Here is a 16,446-nt window from a genome sequence, read left to right on the forward strand (position 1 = left end):
AGTATGAACCCTGAACTCAACCCCCGCTTGCGCCTGTTGGCCTCGGTTTCCCTGTTTGCCTTGATCCTCCTTTGCATCGCCTGGGAAACGGTGGTGGCGCCGGTGCGGCCCGGAGGGTCCTGGATGCTGCTGAAAGCCCTGCCGCTGGCATTTCCGCTGCGGGGCATCGTGCGTGGCAATCTCTATACTTATCAATGGGCTGCCATGCTGTCGCTGCTGTATCTGATGGAAGGCGTGGTGCGCGCCATGTCTGATCCGTCGCCGATGTCCGTCCTGATGGCATGGGGCGAAATCCTGTTATCTGCCACCTTCTTCATCAGCGCCATTTTGTATGTGCGACCCGCCAAACGGGCCGCCCGGAGCCAACGCGCATGAATGTCCGTTCCTTGACCGAGCTTCACACCGTCAACTCGTTTGCAGCGCTGCCTGCCGCCTTTTATACCCGGTTGGCGGCCCAAGGGTTGAACAACCCCCGGTTATTGCACGCCAATGCCGATGCGGCGGCGCTGATCGGCCTGGATGCCTCGGCCTTGTCCACGCCCGAATTTTTGGACGTGTTTTCAGGAAGGCAGCCTTTGCCCGGCGGGGATACTCTGGCCGCCGTCTATAGCGGGCATCAGTTCGGTGTCTGGGCGGGGCAGTTGGGCGACGGACGCGCCCACCTTCTTGGAGAAGTGCAGGGCCCCGAAGGGGCATGGGAGCTGCAGCTGAAGGGCTCAGGCATGACGCCGTATTCCCGCATGGGCGACGGCCGTGCGGTGTTGCGTTCCTCTGTGCGCGAATATCTGGCCAGCGAGGCCATGCACGGACTGGGTGTGCCGACGACGCGGGCGCTGGCGCTGGTGGTGTCCGATGACCCGGTCATGCGCGAAACGGTAGAGACCGCGGCCATCGTGACCCGGATGTCGCCAAGCTTCGTCAGATTCGGTTCGTTCGAACACTGGTCGTCGCGGCGCCAGCCTGAACTTCTTAAAGCGCTGGCCGATTATGTAATCGACCGATACTACCCAGAATGCCGCGATGCGGCCGACGGGGAGTCTTCGTCCGACACTGCCCCTTATGTGAATCTGCTGCGGATGGTGACGCGGCGCACGGCCTTGCTGATGGCGGATTGGCAAGCGGTGGGGTTTTGCCACGGAGTCATGAATACGGACAATATGTCCATCCTGGGATTGACGCTGGATTATGGTCCGTATGGATTCATGGATGGATTCCGGCTGGGACATGTCTGCAACCATTCCGATTCCGAAGGGCGATATTCCTGGAATCGCCAGCCGTCCGTTGCGCTCTGGAATCTGTATCGTCTGGGCGGCAGCCTGCATATGCTGGTGCAGGATGCGGATGCCTTGCGCGCTGTGCTGGACGAATTCGAGGCCATATTCACGCGCGCCTTCCATGACAAGATGGCCGCCAAGCTTGGTTTGATGGCTTGGACCCCGGACGATGAACCTTTACTGGACGACCTGCTCAAACTGATGGACGCCAACCAGGCCGATTTCACCCTGACATGGCGACGGTTGGCCGATGCTTTGCAGGGGCGCCGCAGCGCTTTCGAGGATCTTTTCATCGACCGCGCGGCTGCCGCCGCCTGGCTTGACCGCCTGTTGGCCCGTCATGTCCAGGACGGCCGCCCCGCGCTGGAAGCCGCCACCGCCATGAATCGCGTCAATCCGCTATACGTCTTGCGCAACCATTTGGCGGAACAGGCAATCAAGGCCGCGAAAATGGGCGATGCCAGCGAAATCGATACGCTGATGAGACTGTTGCGCGACCCATATGAGGCGCAGGACGGGTTCGAGCGCTATGCGGGATTGCCGCCGGATTGGGCGAGCGGTATTGAAGTCAGTTGTTCCTCTTGACCCCCGTTTTTCGCGCAAGGCAGGCCGGATTAACCTGCCCCAGAAACCGGTTTAAGAAAAAAACCATGAAAAAAACGTGAAATGTGGCCGTTTTTTTCACTGCAATCATTCGTTTCCATTGTAAAAGTCGTAAGATTGCCGGCTCCGGGGCCTTTTTTGTGCGAGTGGGTCTCCAGGGGTATTTGTCGACAATTTCAAGAAAAGCACCCTGAATATGCCTGGCGCAGATGGTTTGCTATGTATTGGCCTGCTTGAGGACGATGCCGATTTCCGCGAGGAGTTGGCGCTAGGCCTGGGCGGCTACGGTTTTCGCGTGGCCTTCGCCTGCGACAATGCAGTGGCGTTTTATCGCCGGCTGCAGGAACAGCCGTGCGACATCGTCATATTGGATGCCCATCTTCCCGGCGAAGACGGTTTTTCCGTTGCCACCCGTCTGCGTGCCCTGAGCCCAGTGGGCATTGTGATGCTGACCGGCCGCAGCGCTCTCGAAGACCGCGTCCGTGGTCTTGAAGGCGGCGCCGACGTCTACATGACCAAGCCCGTCGACCTGCTTGAACTCAGTTCGGTCATCCGCAGCCTGGCGCGGCGGATGCGTCTGGCCAAGGCGCCGCGGCCCGCGGATGCCGAAACGCGCGCGTCGGCGGATACCAATTGGTCCTTGCAGGATGGCGGCTGGATATTGGTTGCGCCTGATGGCGCCTCGCTGCATCTCAGCGCTCAGGAACGGACCTTCCTGGTGGCCCTGATGGACGCGGCCGGCAGTGCGGTAAGCCGCCAGGCGTTGGCGGAATTGTTCCTGCCCGACAGCCCGGGCGGGTTCGAACTGCGGCGCATTGACGTGCTGGTGAGCCGTTTGCGCGCCAAGGCGCAAAGCGCGGGTCTCAAGTTGCCGGTGCTGTCGGTGCGCGGCCAGGGATACGTGTTCGCGGCCTGACCTCTGGTCGCGCGAAAAGCGGCGGCTATGCCGCCGGTCCGCTGGTGGGCAGGGTCACGACGAAGCGCGTCCCCACGCCCACTTTGCTTTGCATCGTCAGCGAGCCACCCTGGCTCTGGCAGATGCGCCTAGCCAAATACAACCCGATTCCCATCCCCTGCGTTTCCCGATGCGCCGGCCGGCGGAAGCGCGGTTCGAAGATGCGGGCTTGTTCTTCTTCGCCGATGCCGGGCCCGCGATCAACGACCGCGGCCCACGTCATCGTGGTGTCGCCCATGCGCGTTTGACCCGTTTCGATCCGCACCGGCTCATTGGCGGGCGAATATTTGATGGCGTTGTGGATGAGATTGCGGACCACGACGCTGGTCAGGGGCCGGTCGCAAAAGACGGGCAGGGGGGCGCGGGCTTCGAGCACCAGCGCATGCGCCGTATCGGGCCGCATGGCGGTCACCACGTCGCGCACCAGTTCGGCCATGTCGGTCTGTTCGCCGCGCGGGCTCCACGCCTGCTCTTCCAGCCGGTCCTGGTTCAGCAACTGGTCCATCAATTCGGTCATTCGCGCGACTGACCTGTGTATGCGCGCCAACCGGGTATCGACGGTTTCACCGCTGTCGGAAAGAATCATGTCCAGCGACTGGGCCGCTGCGCTGATGGTGGCCAGCGGCGCCCGCAGCTCGTGCGAGATCAGCGCGTTCATCTGTCTTTGGGTGTCCAGGGCGCCGGCAAGCTCCGCCAGCCGCAATTCTCCCTGGGCCAGATGCTCGGCATCGGATCCGGATCCGGTGCCATTGGCGGGAGGGACGACTGCGGGAGAGGCCAGCGCCAGCCAAAGAAGCATGCCCGAGACCAGCATCAGGCGCAGTAATTCGACGCCGCCAGCGCCGTCGGCGCCGCCCGCGTTCCAGGCGTCGTGCCCCAGGACCCAGGCCGAGGCGGCATATGCGAGCGCCAGCGCCACGAACGCAACACGGTTGGAAGGCCGCCGGATGGCCGCCATCAGGAACCAAACCGTCAGCGGCAGGCTGAGGACCGCGCAAACGCCGGCAATCGAGGCGGGCAGCAGACCGGATTCGGTTTCGTACACAAAGATCAGCGCCAGTGCTGCAATGCCGGCCAACGCAGCGCTTATCCAGCGGCAGATGGTGGCAAGCGTGGCCCGGGATTCCTGCAGCAATGGGGCGGTCAGCGCCAGCAAGGCTGCAAAGGAGGCGGCCTGCAGCGCGCCCGGCGGCATCAGCGCGGGCAGGGATCGAAACAGGCCTTCAATGAGCGCGAAGGCCACGCCGGCCGCGTACATCGCGTTGCGGGTGTGCGCCCACGCCACACCGCAGGCCAGTGCGCAGGCGATGGCCAGACCGGCGGTCAGGCCGGATTGCAGGTTTTCGGAATCTGCGTGCAGTCCATAGGCCAGCGCTGGCCAGGGCCAGAACAGCATGCAAATCAGCAGCCCGATTCCCGGCCAGGCTCGATGCCGCATGAAACCGGCACGCGAAGCGCGCGAGTGGCGGAAACGCCAGCGGGTGCGAAGAAACAATCCTTCCGTCAACTAGGAACCCATTGGTGATCATGCACGAGGTCGTGCGCGTGGGCGAAGTTTACGACAGCCCCGCGTATGGCGCGGACGCCAGTTTCTTCCAGCACGAACTGCGTGGCTGTGTCGGGCACGTCAGCCGCGTAGACCGCCATGTCCAGTGTCATGGCGGTGGCGACGACTGTGGCGAGCAGATGCTGGCTTCCCGGACTGTGAAGCAGCCTCGTGATGAAGCTGCCGCAGAGCGTGACGTACGACACGGGAAATTCGTGCAGGTGTTCCATGGCGCCAAACTGCTGCGACAGGCGGGATACGCCCACGCGCGCGCCCGCGCCCGTGACGATGTCGCAGAGCTGGCGCACGTCGGCGCCTTGTTCCACCAGACCTGCCGCGTCGACCTCCAGGATAAGCCGCAGCGTCAGGGAGGGGCGGTCGGCGAGCATGCGCTCGAGGCGCGAAAAGAAAGACCCTTGTGCAAGCGTGGCCAGCGACACCGGCACCGTCAGCGCGCCTTCATGGGTGAACAGCCAGTCCAGCCCCAGGCGGATCGCCTGGATGTCGCATTCGGCCGACAGGCCCAGGCGCACCGCGGGCGGCATGAAGATCGAGGCGGGCACCGGGTCGCTGCCCGACACGTCGTGCAGGGTCAGGCTGGCCTCGTGGTGCAGCAGCGCTCCCGAAAGATCGTGCAGCGGCTGGGCCGATAGCGAAAAACGGTGCTGCTCCAGGGCGGTGACAAGCGCGTCGTGCCAGCTGTATTCGCCGATGCGCGTGCTGTCAGCGGCCTGGCTGGCAGGCGTGATCTGATCGTCGTCGGCGCTTTCGGCGCACATCAGGGCATGGTCAAGCCGCGCCAGGATGTCGCTCATGTTGTCGCCGGGTGCGAAAGCCGCCATGGCCAGCGCCCATCGGCACCACCCATACTTGTCCATCGGGACGCGCAGGGAACGCAGTTCGCGCCGAACGCGCTCGGCCAGCAGGCTGGCTTGCGGAGCCGACGACCGGGGCAGCAGCAGGGCAAAATCCGACCCGCTGATCCGGGCAATCAGCGTGCCCGGACCGCCGAATTCCTCTACCAGTCTGCGCAGCCTGTCGGACGAGGAACGCAGCCACTGGTCCGTGAAGGCGCGCGACAAATGCCGGTTGATCTGGGCCAGATCGCGCTGGCGGATCATCAGCAGGTGACCGCCTGCCTCGGCGGACTTGTCGGTCAGGGCCAGCCTGAATTGATCGACGAAATGCTTGCGATTGGACAGACGGCTGACGGGATCCCGGTAGATCTCGCTTTGCAGCGATTCGATCCTGGCGTTCTGCTCCTGCACCGTGGCGGCCACCAGCCGCTGGGCGTCGACCAGGGCTTGGTCGACTCCCGCCACTTCGCAGGAGCCGGTCGGTTTCGGTTCGGCGCCGGTAGCCAGCGCGCGGACGCGGTCGCAGATGTCGCGGGAGGTGCGGGCTTCTATCCAACGCACGAGATTCGCCGCGAAGAGCGCCCAGAACGCGGCGGCGGCCAGCACCAAACCCAAGACCCGCATGCCGCCTTGCCACAGGGTGTCGCGGGCCAGGCGCGCATCGGCCTGCACGGTAAGCGTGCCTCTGTTGCGGCCATCCAGGCTGGTGAAGGGGCGGGTGACCACAGGGGCCTCGATGTTGAGCCAGGCGCTGCGCCAGTCCTTCTCGCGCCCCGTAGCCGGCACGCGCGCGCGCCGCTCCACGCTGGCCGCGCTTCCTTCGTTCGTGATGTTCACCAGGGCGTAAAGGCTTTGCCCGAACAATTCATCGGCCAGCGCCGCCTGCTCTTGTGCACTGCCCGAGCTGTGCGACAGCGCCCATGCCAGCGCGTTGGCGCCGGCCTCGCTCTGCTGCGCCAGTTGCGCATTCAGATAGCGGTGAGCCGCCAACATCCCCAGCGCCTGTGCGCCAAGCAGGATGATGCCGATCAGCAGGGCTGAGCATAAAAGTAGCCGGCGTAGTGTGGGCATGTACTGCGGGTTCCTTCCTGGGCTTGCGCGGTTGCCCGCGCCGTGAGGCGTTCGATTCCCGTTTCAAGGGAAACGCCAGGCGGCGGTGGGACCGACTGGGATTAAAACCTGGATAAGAAACGTGACACACGTTACCAAGACCTTGGACGACGGCGCTTACACTGTAATGCGCACTGTCACAGAACGCACAGAATATTACGAAATCCTCCTCGATATCGGACAAGCTGTGCAATTATTTCGTTCGTGATATTTGGCGTCTGAGAACTATTGAGACACTGCGTATTAATTTTTGGGGTTCCGGTGTCGTAGATGTGGGCGAGGCATGGCGAACAGGACCGGCCAGGGGCCATCCAGGAGCCGTCATGACCCGCAGCGAGCGATTTTCGAGCCGAAGGAAGTCAGGAAGAGGGGCGCGTTGCCTCCGAAATGTGGCTTTTTTTTGCGAAAACAATGCATAATTTAAAATATGTTACAGCCCCAGGGCCCGTGGTCGGGCCGCAACGCCTGGGGCGTATGGATAGGGGGCTCCGTGCGTGAGAGTTACCTGCTCGCACTGTGCCTGACGCTCGCGGGCGCACTTGCAGCGTTAAGTCTGCTTTTTGTACGCAGGGAGCGGACGCTTCGCCGTCGGCTGTCGCGTGACGAATTGACCGGGCTCCTCAGCCAGCAGGAGCTGCATCGTCGCGTGCGCGCGTGGCTCGGCAAGCCCCAGGGCACCACGCGCCGAGGCGCCTTCTTTCTGGTCAGCTTTGAACACTATGCGCAGGTCAGCGCCATGCTGCGCGCGGGCGAGGATCAGGCGCTGCTGGTGCAGGTGGCAGACCGGCTTGGCCTCATTGCCCGCACCTTGGGCGGCATGGCGGCGCGTACCGGCACCGATTCGTTCACGCTCTGTGTGCCCAGCGTGGACGAAGAGGGGGCCGCACAAGTCTCGGCCAAACTGCTGGATGACCTGAGCGCGCCCTACGAACTGGGGGGGCGTCCCCTGATTGCCGTTTTCCGGATCGGCGCCGCCCTGTATCCGGCGCATGGCCGCAGCGTCGAGGAACTTCAGCGTTGCGTGCAGGTTGCCCTGGTTCCGCTGAAAGAGCGGGGCGGTCCCGGCTGGAATCTGTTCGATTTCCGGCTTTTGGCGCGCCAGCGCGACCAGCAGGGCCTTGAAAACGATTTGAGGCTGGCGTTGACGACGCCGGCCATGGAGCAGTTCGAGCTCTATTACCAGCCTGTCTGCGACAGCGGCAGCGGCATGGTGCAGGGATGCGAAGCGTTGCTCCGCTGGCACCATCCCGTGCTGGGCAGTGTGTCTCCGGCCGTGACGATCGAACTGGCCGAGCGCAGCGGGCTCATCGTGCCCCTGGGCGCGTGGATTCTCGAGCGGGCGTGCTCGCAAGCGGCCCTGTGGCCCTCGGCTTGGCGGGTGCACGTGAATCTTTCCGTCAAGCAGATGAACGAGGACGGGCTGGTCCAGCTTGTATCCGACGTGCTGGCTTCCACGCGCCTGTCGCCCCGCAAGCTGGTCCTGGAGATCACGGAGTCGATTTTCATCCTGCACTACGAACGGCACGTGAAAATCTTGAACACGCTGCGCGACATGGGAATCGGGGTGGCATTGGACGATTTCGGCTGTGGCTACTCCAGCCTGAATCACCTGCGCCACCTGCCGATTGACTGGGTCAAGATCGACCGCAGCTTCATTTCGGCGCTCGAATCCGACGCGGGCAGCCGCGAGGTCGTTTCCGCACTGTTCGGGCTGTGCCAGGCCATGCATCTGCCGGTGGTGGCCGAGGGCGTCGAAACGGAAGGGCAGCGCGAGATCCTGAAGTCCCTCGGATGTCGCGTGATGCAGGGCTTCCTGCTGGGGCGGCCGGCGCCGGCCGCCGAAATCCAGGCATTGGCCTCGGCGGTGTCATAATCGGGGTTGCTTGCAAACCCGACCTGTTGACTCCCTATGCCCGGCAATACCCTAGGTACCCTCTTTACCGTCACCAATTTCGGCGAATCCCACGGGCCGGCCATCGGTTGCGTCGTGGACGGCTGTCCGCCCGGAATGGCGCTGGACGCCTCCGACATCCAGTTCGAACTGGATCGCCGCCGTCCGGGAACCTCTCGCCACGTGACCCAGCGCCAAGAGGCGGACCAGGTCGAGATCCTGTCGGGTGTGTACGAAGGCGTCACCACCGGCACGCCCATCGGTCTGTTGATCCGCAACACCGATGCGCGCAGCAAAGATTATTCCAACATCGCCGACACCTTCCGCCCCGGTCACGCCGATTACGCCTATTGGCGCAAGTTCGGCGTGCGCGACCCGCGGGGTGGCGGCCGGTCATCGGCGCGCCTGACGGCGCCCACCGTGGCGGCTGGCGCAATCGCCAAGAAATGGCTGTCCGAGCAATACGGTGTGACGGTGCGCGGCTACATGAGCCAGCTGGGCCCCATTGCGATTCCTTTCGAATCCTGGGACGAGGTGCCCAACAATCCCTTCTATGCGCCCAACGCCGGCGTCGTTCCCGAACTGGAAGCCTATATGGACCAGTTGCGCCGGGACGGGGATTCGGTGGGCGCGCGCATCGAAGTCGTCGCTGAAAACCTGCCGGCGGGATGGGGCGAACCCATCTACGACCGACTCGATGCCGACATCGCGCACGTGATGATGGGCTTGAACGCGGTCAAGGGCGTATCCATTGGCGCCGGGTTCGATTGCGTCGCGCAGCGGGGTTCCGAACATGGCGACGAAATCACGCCCGACGGCTTCCTGACCAACCACGCCGGCGGCGTGCTGGGCGGCATTTCCACCGGCCAGCCGATCACGGTGTCGCTGGCGATCAAGCCCACTTCCAGCATCCGCGTCGAACGCCGCTCGGTCAACCGCGCCAACGAACCGGTAATGGTGCAGACGCTGGGCCGACATGACCCGTGCGTCGGCATACGCGCGACGCCGATCGCCGAAGCCATGCTGGCGCTCGTGCTGATCGACCACGCGCTGCGTCACCGCGGCCAGTGCGGCGCGGCGCCCGTCTGATACGATTTCCCGCTGTTGAAATGGCTTGGAGGCCGACATGAAACAGAAGCGTCATTTTCTGCGCAATGCCGGAGCCGTGCTGTCGCTGGCCGTTCTGGCTGGCTGCACCGGCATGAACACCACGCAGTCGGGCGCCGTGGGCGTCGACCGCACCCAATATATGTCCAGCATGGTGCCTTCACAGGCGCTGGAACAAGAGGCGACCCAGCAGTACGCCGACATCCTGAAGCAGGCCCAGGCCAAGGGCCAGCTGGATCGCGACGCCAAGCAACTTGCACGGGTGCGCGACATCTCCCAGCGGCTGATTGCGCAGGCGGGCGTGTTCCGCCCCGACGCGGCGGGCTGGAAATGGGAAGTGCACGTGCTGTCCAGCGATGAAATCAACGCCTGGTGCATGCCGGGCGGCAAGATCGCCGTCTATACGGGACTGATCTCGAAGATCAATCCCACGGACGACGAGCTGGCTGCGGTGCTGGGCCACGAGATTTCCCACGCATTGCGGGAACACGCGCGCGAACGCGTGTCGCAGCAAATGGCTACCAACCTGGGCTTGTCGGTGCTGTCCATCGCCACCGGGTCTTCTGTCGCGTCGGACCTGGGCGGTGAGTTGACCAGCGTGATGTTCACGCTGCCCAACAGCCGCACACACGAGACCGAGGCTGACCGCATGGGTGTGGAACTGGCGGCACGGGCGGGTTACGACCCGCGCGCCGCAGTGACCTTGTGGCAGAAGATGGGCTCGGCCAGCCAGGGCAGCGCGCCGCCCGAAATCCTGTCGACGCACCCCTCGGCCGCGTCGCGGATCAGCGATCTGCAATCCGCCGCGCAGAAGGTGATGCCGCTGTACGAGCAATCGAAGGGACAGGCCGCGCGCTGAACGCGCGCGGCAACGGCGGGGCGGCCTACGCCCCGCTTGTCGTTTTCACGCCCTGACCCCGCATGATGCCGATGCCCAGGCCGGCCAGGATGCGCTGCGTCTCGGCGTCCGGCACGTCTTCCGCATAGACTGCGATTCCCAGCGCCCTGGCCGTCTCCAGCACCGAGCCCGTCAATTGCTGGCTGCCGGGGCTTTGCGACATTCCCCCCACGAACCCGCCGCCCAGCTTCACGTAGGACAAGGGCAGCGTGTGCAGCTGCGCGACGGCGCCGAACTGCTGCGCCAGCCTGCGCACGCCGATGTGCGCGCCGAATTCCGTGACGACGCGCGCCAGGGCGGTGATCTGCTCGTGGGCTTCCACCAGGCCGTGGGCGTCGATTTCCAGGAACAGGCGGCGGGCCAGGGGCCGGTGTTCGGTCAGCAGCAGGGCCAACTGGCGCAGGAACTTCTGGCCCCGCAGCGAAGGAAGCGCCACGCGCACGGCGAGCTCGCCTTCGTGGCTGGCAAGCCAGTCCAGGCCCAGCCGCACGGATTCCAGGTCGCAGTCCGCCACCAGGTCCAGCCGCACGGCCGGCGGGATGAACAGCGTGGCGGGAATCGGCTCCTGGTCCGGCGCCGTGCGCAGCATCAACATCGCTTCGGTCCGCACGACGCGACCGTCCAGCGCCAGCAGCGGTTCGGTCGCCAGTTCGAAATGCTGTCCTTCCAGCGCGTCCTGGATGGCGTCCTTCCAGGCGCGTTCGCCGGCTTCCGAAGGGGATTGCATGTCGGTGGCGCCCGCGATCACGACCTGGTCGTTGCCGGCGCTTTCCGCGCGCATCAGGCCGAAGTCCAGCCGCGCCAGCACCGCGCCGGCCTGGCCGCCGTGGCTGTAGTCGGTCATGGCCTGCGCCCAGCGGCACAGATGGCCTTCGCCAACCGGGATGCGGGAGGCATGGAGGTCGGCCCGCACCTGTTCCGCGATCATCATGGCCTGCGGCGCGGCGCAGCCCGGCAGAAGCAGGGCGAAGTCCGATCCGTTCAAGCGGGCCAGCATGGGCGTGGCCACGTGCATGCGCTTCAGCGTGCCCTGGATGCGTTCGCACGCCGCGCGCAGCCATTGGTCGATGAACTCGCGCGGCATGTGGCGGTTCAGGTCGGCCAGGTCGCGCTGACGGAACACCAGGACATGGCCGCCATCGATCCGGGGGGTTCCCGCCGCAGACCGGCTTTCCAGCGCGCGGCGGAATTCGTTGACGAAGTACTTGCGGTTGGGCAGGCCCGTCACCGGATCCTGGTTCAGTTCAAGCTCCAGGGATTCGATCTTGGCGTTCTGTTCTTCGACGCTGGCGTGAATGCGTTCGCGCGTCTGGTTCAAGGCTTGCACCACGCCGGACAGTTCCGGAACACGGGCCTCGACCTGACCGGCAGGGGAATCGCGGCCGATACCGCGGACATGGTCGCTGATCTCGCGCAGCAGGCGATTCTTGATCCATCCCACCAGCACGAAGGCGAATACCGCCCACAGGATGCCGGCGCCCACGACCAGGGCGATCATCTTAAGGCTGCTGCGCCACAAGGCTTCCCACGCATAGGCGTCATTGGCGACCAGGGTGACTTCGCCGATCTGCCGCCAGCCGTCGCTGACCGCGTGGGTGGCCGCCTGCGCTTCAAGAGGCGCCATGGCCTGGAACCAGGCAGGCACCGAGGCCGCGGTAGCCGTCGATTTGCGTTCGATAAGAACCTTGCCCTCGGGGTCCGTCAGCCGCACCAGCGAAAAATGCCCGCCGTCGTACAGCGCCGACACCAGCAATTCCTGCACGACCGGATCGTTGTTCGCAGGCTGCGACAAGGACAGGGCCAGGGACACGGCTGCATCGGTGCTCTGCACCTGCAACTGCCCCGACAGGTACTCGCGCGCCGAATTGACGCTGAGCGCCAGCGTCCCCAGCAAGATAACGCTGATGGCGAGGGTCACACTGAGCAGTAGCTGACGAAGTATGGACATAGTCTTGTTTCCGGACATCAGGGGCGGATGCCTTCCCGTTCCATGCGTTGAAGTAGGTCGCGCCAACGGCTGAGGCGGTCAACAGGCGCGGCGGCCTTGCCGTCGACGTAGACGCCGTCGGCGTTGAAGCTGAACACCGGCGTCAGGTCACGCCGCTGCGTGGCCGGCAGGATGGTTGAGATGAGGCTGTCCAGCACCAGCGGGACGGCGTTCGGGGTTTCGTAATAGCCCAGCACCATGTGGGCCACCTGGCTGCTGCTGGCCGCGCCGCCGATGCGGGCGCGCACGTAGATGAAGCGCAGCTTGTTGGCTGGCACGCCCATCGATAGCAGGGTGAAATACTTGCCGATGACATAGTCTTCGCAATCGCCGGCGCCCTTGCCCAGCGACTCCAGCGGCGTGGCCCAGTAGTCGGCCTGCTTCCAGATGATGGAGTCCTCGCCGGAGAGCAGGGCGCGGTTCCAGAAATCGTTGGCTTGTGTCAGACGGTCTTTGTCGGTGCCCGGCGCAGGACTGCGCAGCAGTTGCAGCCAGTTTGCGACCGATTTGGAGCCCTTGGCGCCGTAACGGCTGGCCGAGAGGGTCTGCAGCCGGTCGTAGTTGACTTCCAGGGCCGAACTGCCACCCCAGCCGCAAGCCAGGCACAGCAACGCCAGTCGGCACAGATTCAGCGCGCTTCGGTGACGGCGGGTCGATGGCATGAAACGGATTTTCACATTTTTTGGGGCGTCTTAGATGCGCCCTTTTAAAAAATGTGTCCTGCAGGGCAGGCAGGGAAAGGCCGATCCCGGCCTTTCCCTGCAAGGTCGATGCTTAGTTGTGATCGACGTTCAGCTTTCCCTTCTGCAACAGGTCGTTGATGATGGCCTGATCCGTTGCAAGCTTGCCGCCGTTCGTCAGGTCGACGTTCTCCAGGATGATCTTCTGGTCAGCGCCTTGGCCGATCTTGCCGGCGGTGCTGATTTCGATGACCGTGTTGGCGCTGTTGGCGGGATCCTTCGAGAAGTGCAGGTACTGGCTCAGCGTTCCATCCTTTTCGCCTTGCAGCATGTCCTGCAGATCCAGCACGTCTCCGCCATTGGCGACTGATGCGGTCGAGAAGTTCTTGATCACGTCCACCGCGGGCGCTGCCGTGGTGCCTTGATCGCCAAATTCCCACTTGAACGTATCGCTGCCTTCACCGCCGATCAGGATGTCGTCGCCCTTGCCGCCGATCAGGATGTCGTTGCCGGCGCCGCCATGCAACGTGTCCTTGCCCGTGCCGCCGTACAGGATGTCGTTGCCGTCATCGCCGTACAGGAAGTCGTCGCCGCCCTGGCCGTAGAGGATGTCGTTGCCCGAACCGCCATGCAGCTCGTCGTTCCCGCCACGCGTGTCGGATTGCACGTCGAACAAACCATGGTTGTCCGAGATGAACTTGTGCAGATCGGCATCCGTCGGCTGAACGCCGTTCTTGAGCAACAGGAATTGCTTCAGTCCGTCCAGGCCGGAACCTTCGGCCAAATCGGCCGGCTTGGCGGGATTGCCGTTGACGCCCCACGGCAGGTAGTCCGAGTTGATCGCGTCGCCGAACAGGATGTCCGATCCGTCGCCGCCGAAGATCTTGTCGTTGCCGACAGGAGCGAGTTCTGTGGAGGTGCTTCCGCCGACCAGAGCCGATTCCAAGTCCGACGGGTTTCGTACCACCTGAGACTCACCGATGTAGCCCGACGTGTATGACCGGATGTTGTCAATGTCGACGTAGAAGTTGCGCCCTCCACTGTTGTCGTTGACCGCAAATTCAAACCGGTATTCGCCCGGGCCATGGATCCCGGTCCTCGTGTCAGTCTGATTGCCTCTTTCAACGACCGTCCATTCCGAGCCAACCTTCTTGAGCAGGCGCCATTCAAAGGTATCGCCGGAATTTTGGTTGCCCAATGTGGCAGTGAACGCGAATGAAGCGCCTTTCGCAGCCGTGACAACCATCTTTTGCGATTCGGCCATTGTCGCCGTGACGGCCTGACCATTCGCATTCGTATCGGTGATGCGCAACTTGTAGTCGTTGAACCACAAGAAACCCGCATCGTATTTGTCTATTGTGCCGGTGCCAGACTTTACCCAGCCATTCAGGCCGTTTAAGCCTTGATCGCCCTCGAAATTTGCGTGTGTCGTTTCCCCGCTCGTGTAGTGCCCGCCCGTATTGTCATATTTATCCAACGTGGACACGGACACGCCGTCGCCGATACCGATGCCGTGAACCTGACTCACTGCGGCTAGTTTGTCGAACGCCTTGTCTCTGTTCGAGGAGTTATCTGTGGGTTCCCCGTCCGTCAGGAAGAACGTCAGATTTTCGTATGGTTTGCCATAGGCGTCGACCTGGGGCTGCTCGCCAAACCAATCCGTAGCTTCATTAAACGCCGCGCCGTACGGAGTATTTCCGCTGGCGGTCAAGCCCAGGATCTTGTTGACGATCTGACCGATATTGCCATCATCAAGGTCGGAAATCGAAATCTGCAGTGCGCTGGAAGTACCTTTAAATGTGATCAAGGAGATATTGATCGTGCCATCGTGATCGGCCAGACCTTCCAGCAGCGAGCGTAGTGCTTTTTTCGCAGTTGCCAATCGAGATTCTTCGGCGCTGCCTTTGCCCCACTTATCGTTCATCGAGTCCGACAAATCCAACACCAGGGCAATGTTGTAGCTGGTGCCCGGGGTTACGTTCTTCACCATGCCGCCCAGGTCGCCCAGCAACACGTCGTTGCCCGAACCGCCCTTGATCGTGTCGTTCGTGTTGTTTCCGCCGACAAACTGATCCACGTGCAGCTCGAACGTCTGCTGTTCGGACGTGTTCTGGCCGCCGTTGGCGGTGCCGCCCGAATCCTTGACGCGGAATTCGAAGGACGCACCGGCGTTTTCGCCCACGTTCGATGTGTCAGGCCGGAACACCAGCTTGCCGCCTTGCAGATCCGCCGCGCTGATTTCCTGGCCCTGGGTGACCGCGTGGCCGTTCAGGAGCAGGGTGCCGCCGGTCGGCAGGGAGTCGATGATCACGGACTGCAGGATGTGACCTTCGACCGGGTCGGAGAACGCGAAATCGTCGGCGTCGAAGGTGTAGTCCTTGCCTTCCGTGACATGGCCCGAGCCGTCTTGCGATACCGGCGCGTCGTTCACGGGCAGAACGTCAATATCGAGCGTGGACGTGGTCGAGTCCGTGCCGTCGCTGACGGTGTACTTGACCTGGGGGACGTCCCCGTTCCAGTTGGCGTCGGGCGTGAAGGTGTAGCCGCCGTTGGCGTTGATCACGATCGTGCCGACGCCTGCGATGGTCGCGGTCTGGCCGGCGTTATACGTCGTGCCATTGACCGTGAAGCCGGTGACGGTCAGCGTGTTGTGCTCCGCGTCCGTTGCGCCCGTCACCACATTGCCGGTTGCGGTCTGGTCTTCCAGGATCTCCTTGGTGTGAGCCTGAAGGACCGGGGCGTCGTTGGAGCCGGTGATCGTGATCGTCAGCACGGCTTCGCTCTTGTCGCCGTCCGCGTCGGTGATGGTGTAGCGGATGGTTTCGGTCAGGGTCTGGCCGTTGTTCAGTTCCTGGACCGCCTTCAGGCTGTTGTCCAGCTGATAGGACCAGGTGCCGTCGCCGTTGTCCACGAGCTTGCCGTACTTGGCGTCGCCCGTGGTGATGGCCACGGTGCTGGCGTCCGCGCCCAGCGTGTCGTTGGTCAGCACGCTGCCGGTGATCGGCGTGGTGGTGTCTTCGGTCACCGAAGCCGTGTCGTCGTTGGCGACCGGTGCGGTGTCGATGATCTGGATGACCAGGTCGTTGCTGGTGGTCTTGCCGGCGGCGTCGGTGACGCTGACGGTGAAGTTGTCACGGACCGAGTTGTCGCCGGCCGAGTGGTCGTCGGCGCCGCCGGTTTCCTTGTACGAGTACGAGATGACGCCGGTGGCGGCGTTGTAGCCGGTGACGGTCAGGACGCCCTTGTCGGTGGTGATGACGACCGGGTTCGAGGCGCTGGCGCCGGTCACGTCGCGACCGGCGACGGTGACGGCGGTGATGCCGGCTTCGGCAGACACGCCGACCGAACCGTTGACCGTCGCGCCCGAACCTTCGACCACGCTGTTGTGGGCGCTGGTGACGTCGCCGTCGGTGTCGACGGGGATGACCACCGGCGGACCGTCGGTCTGGCCGTTGATGGTGATGGTCAGCACGGCTTCGCTGATGTCGCCGTCCGCGTCGGTGATGGTGTAGCGGATGGTTTCGGTCAGGGTCTGGCC

Annotated in this window: 11 protein-coding genes; 6 read left to right on the forward strand and 5 right to left on the reverse strand. The window is 63.7% G+C overall.

Going from position 1 to position 16,446, the window contains the following annotated elements; translation table 11 throughout:
• The first annotated feature begins 3 nt into the window (after nt 1-3).
• The 3 genes from RT614_RS00095 (at nt 4) to RT614_RS00105 (ending at nt 2,793) form a co-directional block, all read left to right on the forward strand.
• A complete protein-coding gene (locus RT614_RS00095; protein WP_313619410.1) occupies nt 4-375 on the forward strand; it encodes a DUF2069 domain-containing protein in 372 nt (123 codons plus the stop codon).
• On the forward strand, nt 372-1,859 hold the full coding sequence (locus RT614_RS00100; protein WP_313620614.1) for a protein adenylyltransferase SelO family protein: 1,488 nt from the start codon (nt 372-374) through the stop codon (nt 1,857-1,859). Before RT614_RS00095 ends, RT614_RS00100 begins: the two co-directional genes overlap by 4 nt.
• A 214-nt stretch (nt 1,860-2,073) precedes the next feature.
• Nucleotides 2,074-2,793 carry a response regulator transcription factor gene (locus tag RT614_RS00105; protein ID WP_043518814.1) on the forward strand — a complete coding sequence of 240 codons (720 nt, stop codon included), beginning with the start codon at nt 2,074-2,076 and terminating at the stop codon, nt 2,791-2,793.
• A 25-nt stretch (nt 2,794-2,818) separates the two neighbouring features.
• Here RT614_RS00105 and RT614_RS00110 read toward each other — a convergent pair whose 3' ends face one another.
• Nucleotides 2,819-4,228: a HAMP domain-containing sensor histidine kinase gene (locus RT614_RS00110; RefSeq protein ID WP_313619412.1), complete on the reverse strand. Its 1,410-nt coding sequence runs from the start codon at nt 4,226-4,228 to the stop codon at nt 2,819-2,821.
• Between the two features lie 107 nt (nt 4,229-4,335).
• Nucleotides 4,336-6,306, reverse strand: coding sequence for an EAL domain-containing protein (locus tag RT614_RS00115; protein WP_313619413.1), 1,971 nt, complete (start codon nt 6,304-6,306; stop codon nt 4,336-4,338).
• Nucleotides 6,307-6,835: 529 nt separating this feature from the next.
• On the opposite strand from RT614_RS00115, the gene RT614_RS00120 reads away from it, so the two are divergent.
• From RT614_RS00120 to RT614_RS00130, 3 genes are read left to right on the forward strand one after another with little or no spacing between them, the layout of a single operon-like run.
• Nucleotides 6,836-8,218, forward strand: a complete 1,383-nt coding sequence (locus RT614_RS00120; protein WP_313619414.1) for a GGDEF domain-containing phosphodiesterase — start codon at nt 6,836-6,838, stop codon at nt 8,216-8,218.
• A 36-nt stretch (nt 8,219-8,254) separates the two neighbouring features.
• Nucleotides 8,255-9,325 carry a chorismate synthase gene (gene aroC / locus RT614_RS00125; RefSeq protein WP_313619416.1) on the forward strand — a complete coding sequence of 357 codons (1,071 nt, stop codon included), beginning with the start codon at nt 8,255-8,257 and terminating at the stop codon, nt 9,323-9,325.
• A 37-nt stretch (nt 9,326-9,362) separates the two neighbouring features.
• Complete coding sequence (locus RT614_RS00130; protein WP_313619417.1) at nt 9,363-10,202, forward strand: M48 family metallopeptidase; 840 nt, start codon at nt 9,363-9,365, stop codon at nt 10,200-10,202.
• A 25-nt stretch (nt 10,203-10,227) separates the two neighbouring features.
• On the opposite strand, the gene RT614_RS00135 is transcribed toward RT614_RS00130, so the two are convergent.
• The 3 genes from RT614_RS00135 to RT614_RS00145 form a co-directional block, all read right to left on the reverse strand.
• On the reverse strand, nt 10,228-12,189 hold the full coding sequence (locus tag RT614_RS00135; protein ID WP_313619419.1) for a LapD/MoxY N-terminal periplasmic domain-containing protein: 1,962 nt from the start codon (nt 12,187-12,189) through the stop codon (nt 10,228-10,230).
• A 17-nt stretch (nt 12,190-12,206) separates the two neighbouring features.
• A complete protein-coding gene (locus RT614_RS00140) occupies nt 12,207-12,890 on the reverse strand; it encodes a transglutaminase-like cysteine peptidase (protein ID WP_313619421.1) in 684 nt (227 codons plus the stop codon).
• Between the two features lie 112 nt (nt 12,891-13,002).
• On the reverse strand, nt 13,003-16,446 hold a 3,444-nt coding region (locus tag RT614_RS00145; protein WP_313619422.1), incomplete at its 5' end, for an Ig-like domain-containing protein.

The organism is Achromobacter sp. (genome assembly GCF_032102605.1).
Classification (GTDB): domain Bacteria; phylum Pseudomonadota; class Gammaproteobacteria; order Burkholderiales; family Burkholderiaceae_B; genus Achromobacter.

Coding starts and splice junctions, on each gene's coding strand:
- RT614_RS00095 (WP_313619410.1), top strand. CDS start 4: ATGAACCCTGAACTCAACCCCCGCTTGCGCCTGTTGGCCTCGGTTTCC.
- RT614_RS00100 (WP_313620614.1), top strand. CDS start 372: ATGAATGTCCGTTCCTTGACCGAGCTTCACACCGTCAACTCGTTTGCA.
- RT614_RS00105 (WP_043518814.1), top strand. CDS start 2,074: ATGCCTGGCGCAGATGGTTTGCTATGTATTGGCCTGCTTGAGGACGAT.
- RT614_RS00110 (WP_313619412.1), bottom strand. CDS start 4,228: ATGCTGTTCTGGCCCTGGCCAGCGCTGGCCTATGGACTGCACGCAGAT.
- RT614_RS00115 (WP_313619413.1), bottom strand. CDS start 6,306: ATGCCCACACTACGCCGGCTACTTTTATGCTCAGCCCTGCTGATCGGC.
- aroC (WP_313619416.1), top strand. CDS start 8,255: ATGCCCGGCAATACCCTAGGTACCCTCTTTACCGTCACCAATTTCGGC.
- RT614_RS00130 (WP_313619417.1), top strand. CDS start 9,363: ATGAAACAGAAGCGTCATTTTCTGCGCAATGCCGGAGCCGTGCTGTCG.
- RT614_RS00135 (WP_313619419.1), bottom strand. CDS start 12,189: ATGTCCATACTTCGTCAGCTACTGCTCAGTGTGACCCTCGCCATCAGC.
- RT614_RS00140 (WP_313619421.1), bottom strand. CDS start 12,890: ATGCCATCGACCCGCCGTCACCGAAGCGCGCTGAATCTGTGCCGACTG.